Annotated in this window: 16 protein-coding genes; 10 read left to right on the forward strand and 6 right to left on the reverse strand. The window is 40.9% G+C overall.

From position 1 onward, the window contains the following. Positions 1–24: 24 nt before the first annotated feature. The 4 genes from N6A79_RS11205 (at position 25) to rlmH (ending at position 2,777) form a co-directional block, all read left to right on the forward strand. Positions 25–603, forward strand: coding sequence for a nicotinate-nucleotide adenylyltransferase (locus N6A79_RS11205; protein WP_268547585.1), 579 nt, complete (start codon positions 25–27; stop codon positions 601–603). 198 nt (positions 604–801) lie between these two features. Further along, positions 802–1,137, forward strand: a complete 336-nt coding sequence (gene rsfS, locus N6A79_RS11210; protein ID WP_246708226.1) for a ribosome silencing factor — start codon at positions 802–804, stop codon at positions 1,135–1,137. Positions 1,138–1,476: 339 nt separating this feature from the next. Then, positions 1,477–2,121, forward strand: coding sequence for a DUF7822 domain-containing protein (locus tag N6A79_RS11215; protein WP_268545999.1), 645 nt, complete (start codon positions 1,477–1,479; stop codon positions 2,119–2,121). Positions 2,122–2,294: 173 nt separating this feature from the next. Beyond that, the gene (gene rlmH, locus N6A79_RS11220; protein ID WP_268546000.1) at positions 2,295–2,777 is read left to right on the forward strand and encodes a 23S rRNA (pseudouridine(1915)-N(3))-methyltransferase RlmH; all 483 of its coding nucleotides are present in this window, start codon (positions 2,295–2,297) and stop codon (positions 2,775–2,777) included. A gap of 576 nt (positions 2,778–3,353) precedes the next feature. On the opposite strand, the gene N6A79_RS11225 is transcribed toward rlmH, so the two are convergent. The 6 genes from N6A79_RS11225 to exbB all read right to left on the reverse strand — a co-directional run bounded on the left by N6A79_RS11225 (position 3,354) and on the right by exbB (position 8,573). Continuing rightward, positions 3,354–4,460, reverse strand: a complete 1,107-nt coding sequence (locus tag N6A79_RS11225; RefSeq protein WP_182417718.1) for a quinone-dependent dihydroorotate dehydrogenase — start codon at positions 4,458–4,460, stop codon at positions 3,354–3,356. After that, positions 4,457–4,801 (reverse strand): DUF952 domain-containing protein, encoded by a 345-nt coding sequence (locus N6A79_RS11230; protein ID WP_268546001.1) that lies wholly within the window; start codon positions 4,799–4,801, stop codon positions 4,457–4,459. The genes N6A79_RS11225 and N6A79_RS11230 overlap by 4 nt, the downstream gene beginning before the upstream one ends. Positions 4,802–5,051: 250 nt before the next feature. Further along, positions 5,052–5,969, reverse strand: coding sequence for a cell envelope integrity protein TolA (locus N6A79_RS11235; RefSeq protein ID WP_268546002.1), 918 nt, complete (start codon positions 5,967–5,969; stop codon positions 5,052–5,054). A 262-nt stretch (positions 5,970–6,231) separates the two neighbouring features. Then, positions 6,232–6,801 (reverse strand): energy transducer TonB family protein, encoded by a 570-nt coding sequence (locus tag N6A79_RS11240; RefSeq protein WP_268546003.1) that lies wholly within the window; start codon positions 6,799–6,801, stop codon positions 6,232–6,234. A 103-nt stretch (positions 6,802–6,904) separates the two neighbouring features. Further along, positions 6,905–7,345, reverse strand: a complete 441-nt coding sequence (gene exbD, locus N6A79_RS11245; protein WP_268546004.1) for a TonB system transport protein ExbD — start codon at positions 7,343–7,345, stop codon at positions 6,905–6,907. Between the two features lie 4 nt (positions 7,346–7,349). Beyond that, the gene (gene exbB / locus N6A79_RS11250) at positions 7,350–8,573 is read right to left on the reverse strand and encodes a tonB-system energizer ExbB (protein WP_268546005.1); all 1,224 of its coding nucleotides are present in this window, start codon (positions 8,571–8,573) and stop codon (positions 7,350–7,352) included. Positions 8,574–9,159: 586 nt separating this feature from the next. On the opposite strand from exbB, the gene N6A79_RS11255 reads away from it, so the two are divergent. The 6 genes from N6A79_RS11255 (at position 9,160) to N6A79_RS11280 (ending at position 15,753) form a co-directional block, all read left to right on the forward strand. Continuing rightward, positions 9,160–10,140 carry an ABC transporter ATP-binding protein gene (locus N6A79_RS11255; protein WP_268546006.1) on the forward strand — a complete coding sequence of 327 codons (981 nt, stop codon included), beginning with the start codon at positions 9,160–9,162 and terminating at the stop codon, positions 10,138–10,140. Between the two features lie 112 nt (positions 10,141–10,252). Then, positions 10,253–11,530, forward strand: coding sequence for an ABC transporter substrate-binding protein (locus N6A79_RS11260; RefSeq protein WP_182417724.1), 1,278 nt, complete (start codon positions 10,253–10,255; stop codon positions 11,528–11,530). Between the two features lie 94 nt (positions 11,531–11,624). Continuing rightward, entirely contained in the window at positions 11,625–12,515 is an 891-nt protein-coding gene (locus tag N6A79_RS11265; RefSeq protein ID WP_182417725.1) for a carbohydrate ABC transporter permease, read from the forward strand. Continuing rightward, the gene (locus N6A79_RS11270) at positions 12,512–13,321 is read left to right on the forward strand and encodes a carbohydrate ABC transporter permease (RefSeq protein ID WP_182417726.1); all 810 of its coding nucleotides are present in this window, start codon (positions 12,512–12,514) and stop codon (positions 13,319–13,321) included. The genes N6A79_RS11265 and N6A79_RS11270 overlap by 4 nt, the downstream gene beginning before the upstream one ends. 57 nt (positions 13,322–13,378) lie before the next feature. Continuing rightward, positions 13,379–14,197 carry an inositol monophosphatase family protein gene (locus tag N6A79_RS11275; protein WP_268546007.1) on the forward strand — a complete coding sequence of 273 codons (819 nt, stop codon included), beginning with the start codon at positions 13,379–13,381 and terminating at the stop codon, positions 14,195–14,197. 128 nt (positions 14,198–14,325) lie between these two features. Continuing rightward, entirely contained in the window at positions 14,326–15,753 is a 1,428-nt protein-coding gene (locus N6A79_RS11280; protein ID WP_268546008.1) for an RtcB family protein, read from the forward strand. The last annotated feature ends 89 nt before the right edge of the window (positions 15,754–15,842 follow it).

A 15,842-nucleotide genomic window follows, 5' to 3' on the forward strand; every position in this document is an offset into this window, starting at 1 on the left:
AAGCTAGCCGATCATTATTTGAAAATGCCTCATGCGGAAAAAGGCAATATTATCGGCCTTTATGGTGGTTCGTTCAATCCGCCGCATAAGGGGCATGTTTTAGTGGCCGATATTGCAATAACACGGCTGCGCCTTGACAAACTATGGTGGATGGTAACGCCGGGCAATCCACTAAAAAGCCAAAAGGAATTGCGCCCATTAAGTGAGCGGGTAGGCTTAAGTGAAGGGCTCATCTCTGATCCACATATTAAAGTAACAGCATTTGAACAGGCGATTGAAACACGTTTTTCAGCAGATACCATCAATCACATTTTGCAACGTAATGTCGGTGTGCATTTTGTTTGGATTATGGGAGCAGATAGCTTAAAAAACTTCCATCTTTGGCAGCATTGGCAAGATATAGCTCGTAAAATCCCCATTGCAATTATTGATAGGCCGGGTGCAACCATTGCAGCTCTATCATCAGTGACGGCACGGCGCTTTGCCCAAAACCGTATTGATGAACGCTTAGCAAGCGGCCTTGCTTTGATGAAACCACCTGCATGGACCTTTATCCACGGCCCACGCTCAAGCCTTTCGTCAACACAATTGCGCCAAAGCTAAATAGTTGATAAGGCATTGGTTAATAATTTATCTTGCCAATTACACTAATTTACGGCACATTTAATAAATGTGATGCGTAACGATATCTTTTTATAGAAAGGGACGGCTCTGAAAACCGCAACACACTTAAACGACACCTTGTCGACAAGCGATCCAATCTTGGCTAATAATCGGTCTGGTCGCAAACCTCATAAAGCTATTCCTCTGCCTGAGCTACAGCTAGAATTTATTATTGAATGCCTAGAAGACGCTAAAGCAGAAGAAATCATCCAAATTGATATTAGGGGCAAGTCTGCACTTGGCGATTTCATGGTTATCGCTTCGGGTCGTTCTAGCCGCCATGTCGCATCTGCTGGCGACCAAATTTTACGCAAACTACGCGAAGAAGGCGTGCGTAATGTTAAAGTTGAAGGACTACCTGATGGTGATTGGGTGTTGATCGATACTGGCGATGTTATTATTCATCTCTTCCGTCCAGAAGTGCGTGAATTTTATAATCTTGAAAAAATGTGGCAGCAGCCAGCAAAAGATTAAGAACCACTCTCTATTGCCGTTTTTCCCTATAGTAATTTTTCAAAGGGATGCAAATTGATGAATTTGCGCAAATACCTATGCTTTGGCGATTATGGTGTTTGCGCAAATTTTTGGGCTTTGTAATATATTATGTGCAAAGCATTTTTATCGTCAAAGAGCCATTTGCCCCAAGACTGCTTAACATTAAAGCAAAGTATAAGCATAATTTATCGCATGGCTTTAATGCAGAAAATTAGGCTTTTATGATTTTTTTGACCAATTTGCTTGAATTAGAAATAGCGTTTATTTTATAAAACAATATATAATTGAAGAATATTTAAGATATTCAAAGGATGAGTTATGGCAAATAGATCAACTCTTATTGGCATTAATGGCTATTTGCCCGATAGCAATCTAATTCCTGAGGAAAAAATTTATCTCGGTGATCAGCCTTATGCTGTTCCATTGTTTTTTCGCTTATTAGTAAGCGGCAATACAAGATGTATAACAAGCATTGATTATAGCAATGATGAGGACGACGAAGACGAAGGCTTTCCTGTGGATCCGGTTATTTATGCTACTATGGGTGATGGTGATATTGGATTTAATCGCTTTAAAAAACTAAGCCTATTGATGAGAAACCTAGCCGTTAAAAATAATCCTGAAATAGTTGAATTATTTGACCCTGTATTGGAGCATTTGTCATCGCATCGCTGCCAATTCTATGTTCTTGAATCCTATGAAATTGATGTTTTGGAAAATTATGATCGCGACCCGCCTATGGAAGAGTGGGTAAAAATGCGAGCTCGCCAACATATAAAATTAGGTCAAGCTGTTGATCATTTACGCGGGCCACAATTTTGGCAGCAGCGCAAATTAATGCAAATTATTACGCAAAAGCCAAAAGATAATCCTTTAAGTGATCTTACACTTGGCGATGATTTCGACAATGTAGAGCGTGAAAATGCTATGCTTGGACTTGCCGGACTTTTTGAATGTATTTAATTCAATCAAAAAATTAAGTTTACAAGATTATTTTGTGACAATATCGTATCATGTCTATAAAATACCCTGTTTTTGATAAAAAAGGTTTATCCACTCCATATATTTATCGTAGAGGGTAAATTAGTAAGCCAACCCAAATGGGTGGATTATGCAAATCAAAAAAGGAATATGTTGTGCAAGTTGGAATTTTTGCCGTTGGCCGCATGAAAAAAGGCCCAGAGCGTGAGCTTGTTGACCGCTATTTTGACCGTTTTACAAAATCGGCTCCGACCTTAGGCCTTAGCTTTGGCGGCGTTCATGAAATCACCGAAAGCCGCCTTGATAAGGCGCAAGCACGCATGGATGAAGAAAGCAATAAAATGCTTGAGCGCCTGCAAGACAATGCGCGACTAATCGTACTTGATGAGCGTGGAAAGTCGATTTCATCGCGGCAATTTTCTGATGACATTGCCCAATTTCGTGATGATGGTGCGCGGCAATTATTAATTGCGATCGGTGGGCCCGATGGTCACGGTGATTTGGCACGCCAAAGAGCTGATAAACTATTGTCTTTCGGCTCCATGACATGGCCACATCAGATTGCTCGTATTTTACTTGCCGAGCAGCTTTATCGGGCGACCACGATTTTGAGTAATCACCCCTACCATCGCGATTAAAAATCGTAAACCTTATAAAAGGTGAATACAAACGGTAAAGCTATCATATGCTAAATGAACTTACTTTATATTGGGGAACTACGTTATACTTTGTCTTTGCATTTTTTTCGTTTATGGCGTTTATATTGGTAAGTATTAAGCGCAGTTGGTTAATGCGCCTTCTATTGCTACCGACTATACTATTTCCATTTTTTTATGTATTTTTTATTTTTCACAAAATTTAGCTGATGGTCATAATGATGGTTGGCTTACTTACTTTGTACGTAGCTATAACACCCCCAATTTACTCGAAATATAAAATGAGTTTCCAGATCTAACATTTAACCATTCAATATTATTTGCGCTGGCTTTGCTTGCCACATTTGCCTATCACCTTAAGCAATATGACCCTTTAAGAAAATTTTATTTTATTCAAAGATTAACACCAATTGAACAAACCCTGAATATGGAAAAATAATAGGTATCACTCAAACTATTTAGTAGCGAGTGAAATATTTTAAGTGATACCACAAACCCTCATCAAACATTTTGCCAAAGCATAATATTTTTGATGATATTTAGAGCATTTTAAGAGCTTTAAATATCGATTTGGCGCATTGCCCACGCATCAAGATTAGCATCGCGATAATCACGAACATTGCTAACACCATCTTGCTCACAAGCATTTAAAAGGCCGCGCAAAATATTCCCTGCAAGAAACGGCCCTTCATAAACCATAGAGCTATAAAGCTGCAATAAATCCGCGCCTGCCTTAATTTTTTCTAAAGCGGTTTCACCATTACGAATGCCGCCCGCACCAATAATATTATAATCCTTGCCAAGCCGCTTACGCATTTTCGCAAGTACTATTGTGGAGCGTTCAAAAATTGGCTTACCCGATAAGCCACCCGCTTCTTTAGCTTGAACCTTGTCGTTTAAACCACTACGCGACAAGGTCGTATTGGATATGATGACACCATTAAACGAACTTGCTAATAGTTCTTGCGCAATATCATCTAAGCTTACCTCGTCAAGATCCGGCGCAATTTTTAAGAAAATTGGAATTTCTTTGGTTGTTTTCGCCATTTGCGAAGTTCGTGCTGCAGTTATTGCACTTATCAGCTCGTTCAAACTGCTTCGTGCTTGCAAGTCACGCAAACCGGGTGTGTTGGGTGAAGAAATATTAACAGTAAAATAGTCCGCAACATCATAAAACCGATTAATGCCTTGAACATAGTCATCAATACGGTCTTGTGAGGTTTTATTGGCACCAATATTAACCCCGACAATACCTTGCCTACGCCTTGCTATAAGCCGTTGATGAGCAGCATCATGACCATCATTGTTAAATCCCATGCGATTTATAACCGCTTGGTCATCAACCAAGCGAAATAAGCGCGGCTTAGGATTTCCCTCTTGCGGCAATGGCGTTAACGTACCAATTTCGGTAAAACCAAAACCGAGCCGTAAAACCGCGTCTGGCACTTCAGCATTTTTATCAAATCCAGCAGCCATACCGAGTGGATTTTTTAAGTTTAATCCAGCGACGTTACATTCAAGGCGAGTGTCCTCGATTGGTATGCCTTTAGTAAGCCCAGTTTTTAAACCAGAAAGTGCCATGCCATGAGCGGCTTCAGGATCAAACTTATAAATAAAAGGCTTGATGAGTGACCAGGCCAAGCTTTGCTTGATTGGAAAGTTCATAATAAATCCTTATCAATCGAAAAAATGCCATTATCATTGGCATTAAAGGGCCAAATATTTTCTATAAGTTGGCAATCTAAAGTAGCATAGAGATGGGGAAATAAAGCACCACCTCTTGATACTTCATAGCGTAAGGCTTGACCCAGCTTTGCTTCATCAACTTGCAATAGCCAAAGATTATCTTGCCCCTTGAAATGCTTATTGGCGGTTTCTGCCACTTGGGCGGCAGTTGAAAAATGAATAAATCCATCTGCAATGTCGATTGAGGCGCCCAAAAAAACCCCATCTTCTTGCGCTTGCTGCCATTGCACTTGGGTCAAAATTTTATAAATAAAGGCCATACCAAATTCGCCATTTCAAAACGGGTTTCATTCTATCATAATGTGTTTACAGCTGCAAAACCGCATTAAGGACGAGGCTTACCGCTTAAACATCTTTCATATGGCTATAACAGTTAAAACACAATTGGCAAAATACCGCTTACAAGATTTATGTAATTTATAAAAAAAGCGCCGAAGCAAATTACTTTGGCGCTTTTAAATTACATAGATAAAGCCATTTTAAAAATCGTTCGTTTTAAATGCTTTATGATTAACGGATCTGGATTGGTACAGTAAGGCTTCCACCACCTTTTGGTGGCGTTGGTATTGGTGATGCCATTTGAACCACTTTCAAAGCAATTTCATTAACCCGATCATTACCTGATGAGCGACTAATACGAGTTGATGTCACCCTTCCTGATGCATCATAGGAAAATTGAACCATTGCAGTACCGGTTAAACCACCGGCTTGACGCCTTACACGGTTAGCCATACTGCGCAATTTAACCTGCACTTTGCCTTTCCAGTCATCAAAGAGTTTTCCACCTAGACCATCAGTTGTACTGGTGCGTGGTGCGGCAAAAGTTGAACCTTGTTTTGCATCAACTATTGGTGCCGCCGCTTTTTGGTTGCGGTCGGCCCTTTGTGCCTGCCTTTTTGGCGGTGGTGTTTTTTTACGCTCTGGCCTTTCAACCTTTTTAGGTTCCGGCTTTTCAGGCTTTGGTGTTGGTTTTACCTTTTCTTCTTTAGGCTCTTCCTTTGGCTCTTCCTTTTTTATTTCTTCCACCATATCGGATGGCGGCGTCACTACAGGATCAGGCTTCACGTCTTCAACAACGGGCTCAGGTTCGGGAAGTGGCTCTGGTTCAGGCTCTGGCTCCTCTTCGGGCTTTTCCTCAACTTCAGGTTCATTTACCTGTGTTTCGGCCTGTACCTCTTCAGACAAATTTGGACTATCCGGCGCGGTTACTTCTTCTGCAAAAACTAACATCAAAGCAGGAGGCGCCCCTGCCAGACGATCTGGCTCATTACCAAAGCGATAAAGTGCAACGGCTGCAGCAACATAAAAAAACGTGACAAAAATCGCCGCACCACCCCATAATAGACATTTATGCCACCATGGGGTTGCTGGTAGAATAAAGGGGGACTGCTTTTGCCCTGAACTGTCCTGTCCTATATTTCCCTGCATTGTTTCAACTCCTAATTGGAAAGCTGCAAAAACCGCCGCCCTATTTTCTCACTTCAATTTACATAACTTTTGCAATGCTTTTGTGCGTAAAGCTTTTATTGCCACATACCTAAATTTCACAAAAAAACATCATATTTTGCTAAAATCTGCTATTTCTGAAATTTGCAAGAATGTCGTAAATGATATTATCTTCAACAGATGAGGTATTTACCCACTTAACAAATTCTACATATTTTCTTGATGAACAAATGCGTTGATCATTTTAAGACGTTGGATCTGTCTTGATTTTATCATCAATCATCTCATCATCGGTTGGCTTTTTTTCTGATTTTGGAAAACTAATCGGAACGGTGAGAGTTCCGCCGCCACTGATTGGTTTTGGTATAGTAGCCATCTTTTGAAACATGGTTACCGCGTATTGATCAAGTTTTTCATTCCCTGAAGGGCGCTTAACTTCAACGCTAGTGATTGTGCCCTCGTCATCATATTTAAAACTGATAAGAACCACACCACCCTCAGTTCCTTCAATCTCAGGCATGCTTTGGCTAAATCTTTTAATCCTAACCTGTACGCGACCTTTCCAGTCTATATTATTCTTGTCAAAATATCGTTGGGCCGCAAAACCCTCTTTATTGAATGGCGTATTTGGCTTTACCGAGATCACTGGCGGTGAAGCTGGCAATGCTGTAGATTGATTAACTTCACTTTGATGGCTTGCGTCATCATTTACAAGATGTTGGTTATCACTTGTTGGGTTTTGTACTTCTGCAAATGCAGAATGTAAGGGCAGCAAAAGCAAAAAAGATAAAAACACAGTCAATGACTTTATCATTTTTATACCTATTTTAAATTTTGCATTTTCTGCCATCTTTAAATTTCCAATATATTTTAAGCGCTTTTCATTGCGCCGCAGGTGGTCATTGCTCCGCAGGTAGTCATTGTGCAGCAGGCGGAGCAGAGGGAGACATTTCAAGCCCAACAAGCCCAATGCTAAAATATCCAGCCGCGCGCAGTGAATTGAATAAATCCATCATTGCACCATAATTAACATTTGTATCACCACGAATGAAAATCTTGGTTTCCTTATTATTTTCGCTCTGCCTATCAAGTTCAGCAGCAAGATTTTCTAGGTTTACCGTAACATCGCCAACAAAAAGCGACTTATCTTGCTGAAGCGATAGATAAATTGGCTTATCTTCTGGCGGCTGAGCCTGCGTTGTAGATGCCGGCAATTTTACCGGAATATCGCTAGTTGCCAAAGGTGCAGCCACCATAAAAATAATCAGCAGAACCAAAATAACATCAATGAACGGCGTCACGTTAATGTCATGGTTAAGATCTAGTTCGTCACCAATTTCACCGAGTTTTGCAGCCATTATTTTACTCCGCAGTTAAGGGTTGTATGGGGCGCGGCGATTTTCTTTGGGCTTCACGAAAATCAAGATCACGGCTTACAAGACGCTCAATTCCTGTTGATGCATCGGTTACAATCTGACGATATCCAGTAATGGATTTGGCAAGATAGTTATAAATCACAACAGCAGGAATAGCTGCAACAAGCCCGATTGCCGTTGCTAGCAATGCTTCAGCAATACCTGGTGCCACAACCGCCAAATTGGTGACTTGAGATTTTGAAATACCGATAAATGCATTCATAATACCCCAAACAGTACCAAATAGACCAACAAAGGGGCTAATTGAACCAATGGTTGCCAAAATAGCCGAGCCACCAGCCATGCGCCGGCCTGCATGGGCTTCAATACGTGATAAAGCGGATGTTACGCGCTCTTTGACACCGCTGCTACCAGCCCCATCCACTGCATTAATGGACATACGCACTTCATTGGCTGCTGCATTAACAAGGCGTCCACTGACATTTTTTTTATTAGCAAATTTTTCAATTGCTTCACTAAGACTATGCGAACTCACAATCTCCCGCACTGCATTACGCACTTTGGCTTTGGCAATACTAAGCTCAATCGTTTTGGCCACAAAAATAATCCAAGTGAGCAATGATGCCATTGCAAGACCAATCATCACGGTTTTAACTACCCAGTCGGCCTGCATAAACATGCCATAAGGAGAAAGGTCATGCGGCAGCGTTGACTTATCAATGCCAACTACGGTCTCGCCTGCATTGATAGGCGGCAGCGGCTGGGCAGGTAGATTACCAGTACCTTGAGCTGTTTCACTATTTTGCGGATTGTTTATAGCTGGTGCCGTGGCATCTTGAGCAGCCGAATTTGCTGGGGCATTATTTGGGCTTGCAGGTACTTGGTTTGCAGGGGCTTGATTAGCACTTGGCGTGTTAGCTGAGCTACTGTCACCATTGGCAGTTGTTGCAGGTACGATCACCGTGCCATTTGTTGACGGAGTACTGGTAGCTTGCGCCCCATTTCCAGTTTGTGCAGTTGGTGTTGGCTGCAATACTGGTGCTTGCTGAAGAGGCGCTGTATTGGTTTGAGAATCAATTGCTTGATTAGGTACTGATAAAGCCCCCTCACCTTGAACTGGTTGTGTGGGCGCATTTTGTGCATGGCTATTGCCTGCCATTACCAATAATATGCCTAGTGTGCCCACAACTTGCTTTATTAAGCCACTCATCATCATGCCTCTTACACATCTCAAATATAATAGGAAATTTTTGGCTATTCTTACCCTTTAATAATATGATAAATCAAGTCATGTTTAATAAAAACAGCGAAAAACTCCACCAACAGCTTTATTTTATGGTTTTATGCACTATTTACCACCATTTCTTATGGCTGATATTTAGCATAGGTTGGAAGGATACCAAACAAGGGCTTATTAATGCAGCGATATTTTAATATAATCTAAAATCGTATATTTTTTGGAATCGCTTACCTATCTTAATTATATTAAATCAACGGCGATAAAACTTAAAAATTACGCCGGCTAACTTAATTCAACGTTTTGCCTAATATAATTTGCTTAACACCAACAGAATCGCCGCTTAACCTGAGACGACGATCTTGCCCCAAATAAAAGCGCCATCACCAAAAGGAGGCTCAATATACAGAATTTTGGTGCGGATTATTGTTCATTAAGGCTGAATTTTGACGTTGTGGCTAAAATATGATTAGACTTATACGTCATAATACAGTAACGACTGGCGGCTAAAAATTAAGCGATAATATACGAATATCACAATGTAATTGATTGGGTTTGCATGTCTGAAATTATCTTTGAGCAAATTTCGCGCCAGTGGGGTGGTGTTGGCGGTGTTGATAATGTCAGCTTTAGCGTTGAAAAGGGCGATTTCTTGGTTCTTCTTGGGCCATCAGGTTGCGGTAAGTCAACAACATTGCGTTTGCTTGCTGGTCTTGAAACCAGCGATTCTGGTAAAATTTTCATAGCGGGTCGCGATGTTACGCATTTACCGCCAAAAGACCGCAAACTTTCAATGGTTTTCCAGTCTTATGCACTTTTTCCTCATCTTAATGTTGCAGAAAATATTGTTTACGGCCTAAAGGTCCGCGGTGTTGGACGCGCTGAACGCGATGAACGTTTGAAAAAAGTTGCACAAATTGTTGGCCTTAGCCATTTGTTGGATCGTAAATCAGGGCAATTATCTGGTGGACAAAAGCAACGTGTAGCATTAGGGCGCGCGATTATAGCTGAAGCTGCCGTTTGCTTAATGGATGAACCGCTTTCTAATCTTGATGCAAAATTGCGCCATGAAATGCGCACCGAAATTCGATCCTTGCAACAACGCCTTGGCATGACAATGGTCTATGTTACCCATGACCAAACCGAAGCTATGACGATGGCTGACCAAGTTGTGTTGATGAATAATGGCAAGATTGAGCAAAAGGGCGCGCCCCATGAGCTTTATCAATGCCCAACATCAACCTTTGCCGCGCGTTTTGTTGGCATGCCACCAATGAATCTTATTGAATATGAAAATCATATTATTGGTATTCGCCCTGAAGATGCGCGAATTGATACCAATAATGGTCCTTTAAAAGGTAGCGTTAAATCTGTAGAATATTTGGGTGCAGATAGCATCATTGTTGCAGATATTGCCGGACAAACTGTTTTGGTTCGTGAAGCTGGCTTTTCAAACGTAAAACCCCAAAGTGAGGTTTACATCACTTGGGACAGTGAAGCAGCTCACCATTTTAACTTACAAACTGGTATGCGCCAATAGATATTCTGTTGGCAAAATCCGATTAATCAAGGTTTAGATAACACCGATAAAAGATAATCTTTACACTTGAAGTGCTTAATATCACTTGGATTTATCATCATTGAGGGAAAAAATGAACTTTGTACAAAAAATATGCGCCGCGGCGGTCCTAGGTTGGTCGGCATTTGGCTTTACACCTGCTCAATCCACTGAGCTTACCATGTATTATCCAGTTGCCGTTGGTGGACCACTTACCAATGTTATGGATGATTTTGTAAAACGCTTTGAAAAAGAAAACCCGGACATTAAAATTAATGCGGTTTATTCAGGCAACTACTTTGAAACCATGACTAAAGTCATGACTGTGGTTAAGGGCGGGCAACCACCGCAATTATCGGTTCTTTTGTCAACCGACGTATTCACCTTGCTTGAAGAAGATGCAATCGTGCCATTTGATGACATTAGTGGTGAAGATAGCAAGGATTGGTTTGATAAATTTTATCCTGCTTTTATGGCCAATGGCAATATTGATGGCAAAACCTGGAGCATTCCTTTCCAACGTTCAACTATTGTTCTTTATTATAATAAAGACGCTTTCCGTGAAGTTGGTCTTGATCCAGAACAGCCACCCAAAACTTGGGATGAAATGACTGAATATGCCCAAAAGCTAGTTAAAAAAGATAATTCTGGCAATGTAACCCGTTGGGGCGTTAAAATTCCAAGCACATTCGGTTATTGGATGTTACAAGCCTTGGCCATTGAAAATGATCATGAATTGATGAATAAGAATGGTAACGAAGTTTACTTTAACGACAACAAAACCGTTGAAGCTTTAAATTATTGGTTAGACCTTTCAAAGACCTATAATGCTAGCCCTAAAGGCAATATTGAATGGGGAACATTGCGCAGCGATTTTCTTGAGCAAAATACTGCAATGATGTGGCATACAACCGGTAATCTTACCGCAGTGAAAGAAGGCGCAAAGTTTGATTTTGGCGTTGCAATGCTACCAGAAAAAGTAAGACGCGGCTCACCAACTGGTGGCGGCAACTTCTATGTATTTAAAAAAGCTAGCCCAGAACAACAAGCCGCGGCTGTAAAATTCATCAAATGGATGACTACACCAGAGCGTGCTGCCGAATGGAGCATGAAATCTGGTTATGTTGCAACCCGTCCTGATGCTTATGACACAAAAGAGCTAAAGGCCTATAGCGAAGAGTTTCCTGTAACCCTTGTTGCTCGTGATCAACTGGCCTATGCAGTGCCTGAACTTTCAGTTTACGAAAATGGTCGCATTTATAAAATCATTAACGATGCCATTCAGGCGGTATTAACTGGGAATCAAAGCGCAAAAGACGGGCTTGATAAGGCACAAAGCCAAGCAGAGCGCATCCTTAAACCCTATAAATAAGTCATTTTCAAAATGATCAAATATTATTGATATTCTAACAAAAATGTGGCTGGACATAAGCGCCAGCCGCATTTTTAAAATGAAGTAGAACAATATGTCAGTTTCGCGCAAGCCGATTAGTTGGAAAGAAAACATAAATGCATGGTTGCTTATAACACCAGCGATGCTTTTACTTGTGACCTTTACCTATTATCCAATTATCGCAACATTTATTTCCAGTTTCTTTTCGCAAAGCCGTTCCAAAGGCAGTTATTTTTCGGGTATGGAAAATTATCATACCATGATGAATGACGGTATTTTTTGGCAAGTTTTTGGCAATAATATTGTTTTTGCGCTTGTTACCGTTCCTGCAAGTATTGCGCTAGCAATGATGATGGCAATTTTTGTCAATGGGAAACTAAAGGGTCGCGGTTTTATGCGCCTTGCTTATTTCACACCAACGATTTTGCCAATGATTGCGGTAGCTAATATCTGGTTGTTTTTTTATACGCCGGGCTATGGATTACTAGACCAGTTTTTACAAAGCCTTGGTTTTTCAGGTCATAACTGGTTGGGTGATCCTTCAACCGTAATGGGCTGCCTTATTGTCATGGCAATATGGAAAGAAGCCGGATTTTTTATGATTTTTTATCTGGCTGCCCTCCAAAATTTATCACCAGAACTAAAAGAAGCTAGCGAAGTTGAAGGTGCAAGCCGCTGGTATTTTTTCCGGCGCGTTACTTTTCCATTGCTGATGCCAACCACACTTTTCGTCTCGATTAATGCGATTATCAACGCCTTTAAACTGGTAGATCATCTGGTTATCATGACTAAAGGTGGGCCAGATAATGCTAGCTCCCTTTTATTATACTATATTTATGAAAATGCGTTTTCTTATTGGGATACGCCCTATGCCGCAACATTAAGTGTAACCTTGATTATCGTGTTGGCGGTTATTGCAATTACTAAATTTGTTATTCTTGATCGCAGGACCCATTACCAATGAGCCGTACAACTGAATTTCTTGAAACAATTGGCGCTTGGTTTTTGGCTCTTTTATGGATCCTACCCGTGATCTATGCCTTTTGGACAGCGTTCCATCCAAGCGAATACGCAACCCGCTTCGATTTAACCGCACCGCTTACACTTGATAATTTTAAGCATGCATGGGCACAAGCACCGTTTTTACGCTATTATTTTAATACAACCTGTCTTGTATTACTTATTTTATGCGGGCAGATCATTGTTGCAACTCTTGCTGCCTATGCATTTGCGCGGTTTAATTTCATCGGCCGCGATATTTTGTTCATTCTGGTGCTTATTCAGTTGATGATTATGCCCGATGTCCTCATTGTTGAAAATTACCGCATTGTTTCAGGTCTTGGGCTACTTGATACAATTCCTGCTATGGCGCTTCCCTATATTGCGTCAGCCTTTGGCATTTTTCTATTACGGCAAACTTTTAAAAATGTTCCCAATGATCTTGTCGATGCGGCTAAGGTTGAGGGCACATCATCAATTGGTATTTTGCTAAAAGTTTTTGTGCCACTTGCAAAACCAACCTATATTGCTTTTGCTCTTGTTTCAGCAAGTTTCCATTGGAATAATTTTCTTTGGCCGCTTATTGTTACCAATTCAGTTGAAAGTCGCCCTTTAACCGTTGGTTTGGCAATTTTTGGCTCACCAGAAACTGGTGTCAACTGGTCAACCATCACCGCAGCAACAGTGATGACAATTGCACCCTTATTAATTGCCTTTTTGTTGTTTCAACGCCAATTTGTGCAATCCTTTATGCATGCTGGTATAAAATAGGCGTGACGATTTAATTTGCAAAAGCAATAGCAACATCAAGATTATTGGAAGACCAAGATGAGCCAAGAATTTCAAGCTTTTGATTATAACATTGTTATCGAGATAGCACGCCAAGCAGGTCAATTGGCAGCGCAGCACTTTAACAATATTGGGCAACTGGAAGTCATCGAAAAGGGCCATCTTGATCTTGTTTCCATTGCCGATAAGGAAGTGGAAAATTTTATCTATGGTGAAATTGAACGCCATTTTCCTGATGATGGTATTTTTGGTGAAGAGGGCGGCGCAAAACCAAGCAAAAATGGCCGCGTATGGATTATTGATCCCATTGATGGCACATTTAATTTTTTACGTGGTAGCGGCGATTGGGCTATTTCTATTGGCTTATTAGACGGTGACCAATCGATTTTTGGTGTTGCAAATGCACCAATTCGTAGTGAGATGATTTATGGCGGTGTCAATTGCCCGCCACAACTCAATAATAAACCTTTGAAAGAATTGGCAAACCTTGATGCTAAAAAAGCGGTCATTGATATTGCAGTCCACCCCAAATGGGCACCCATTTATGAAATGACAATGCTTGAAGAAATATTGATCCATCAAAAAATGGCCTATCGTGCCACCGGCTCCTCGGTTATATCGCTGATGCGCGCTGCCATGGGACTAAGCGATGGCTATATAGCGGCGGGCGTTGCATCATGGGATGTGGCTGGGCTTTTACCTATTTTAACCGCTTTAGGAGCAGAAAACACCCTAAATTGGCAAGATCGTCGACTTGACCAAGAAGTAAATATTTTGGTGGGTAAAAAGGGAATTATTTCGCAATTGCAAGCACTTAAAACTATTTGCTATGCACCAGAACAACAAATTACTAGCTAAATACTATATTTGGCTTTTTGAAACTTTATAAAATTTACTTGATTTTTAAAAGCAAAGCGAATATTGAACCGTGAAATAACTCCGTATTGCTGCGGCTGCTGAACCTGCACAATTTTAGGAGTTAAGTCATGTTACATGATAAACGCCCAGTAAACATGGGCGAACATATTTTTTCATCTATTCCATATCAAGCAATTATTGCGAAAAATGAACCGCAAGGCCATTATGTACGGGCACTGGATGATTTGCGCCGCGCTTTACATGAACCGCAATTAACAAGCAATACTATTGGCAACATTGTCACAACACCTGATTTTCATGCGGGCAAACCAGTACCTGTTGGGGTTGTGCTTGATACACAGCATGTCCTAATACCTCATCTAATTGGCAATGATATTGGCTGTGGCATGCGCATGGTCACTATTGATAATGTGTCACCTGATGAATTATTGCCTGAGCTTGATGGTCATTTAAGGCATATATTATTTCAAGGTGGGCGCAATATTGCACTTACAGGACGCAATCGCCAAGCCATTTTACAACATGGCATTTTAGGGTTATTGGATAGCTTTAAAGCAGGGCGACAAGGCTTGTTGGCTGATATTAATATTGATGCCGCATGGCACGATGTTAATCATCAAGGCGATTATGGCCATTTCAACGCGAATAGAATTATTGAAGACTTTGCTGATTTTGGCAAAGGATTAGACGAATTTCGCCATGATGCAATTTTGGGAACAATTGGTGGCGGCAACCATTTTGTTGAATTTGGTTTTGTCGATGACATTGTTGATGGTCAATTTGCCCATGCCGCAGGCTTGAAATCTAATAGTTTAGTGGTCATTATCCATAGTGGCTCATTAGATTTTGGCCAAAGAGTTGGCAGCATATTGCGTGAAAAAATGCAAGAAAGTGCCGATCATAAATGTGGCCTTGATGTAGATGATAATAATAGCTTAGTGCAATTTTGTATCAATGGATATGCAAATGCCATCAATATTGCATTTGCCAATCGTTTCTTAATTGGCTTATCAGCTATTGAAGCACTGCAACGCGTTTTAAAACGCAAGGTTGAGCATCATTTGGTTTATGATGCGGCGCATAACGCTATTTGGTATGAAGATGGTGTTTATCGCCATCGAAAAGGTGCTTGCCCTGCCCGTGGTGGTGATATTATGGCAGGCAGTGCCTATCATTGGCTTGGTGAACCAGTTATTTTACCCGGATCAATGGGGGACGGTAGTTGGCTATTAAAAGGGCTTGGCAATAAGCAATTAGCACAATCATCAGCCCATGGTGCGGGTAGGCGTTTGTCACGTGGCGAAGCACGAAAAAGCGCGCCGTTAAATACAAAACTGCGCGTTGTAACACCTATAGCTCATGAAAATAGTAATCTATATGGGCGTTTAGATATTCAAAAGGAACTAAAAGACCGCTTGCGTGAAGAAGCACCTGCCGCTTACCGCCCAATTGACGATGTTGTTGAACCAATGACTAAAGCCAAAATGGTAAGTAAAGTTGCCAAGATTAAACCTATTTTGACGGTAAAGGGATAGGTAATTCATTATTAAATAACATCGGCGATTAAATCTTAAATTTGGCGTTTTCTTACAAAAATTTTTAAAGAAAGCGCCAAATATTGCTC

The sequence above is a fragment of the Bartonella sp. HY761 genome (genome assembly GCF_026743145.1).
In the GTDB taxonomy this organism is placed as follows: domain Bacteria; phylum Pseudomonadota; class Alphaproteobacteria; order Rhizobiales; family Rhizobiaceae; genus HY038.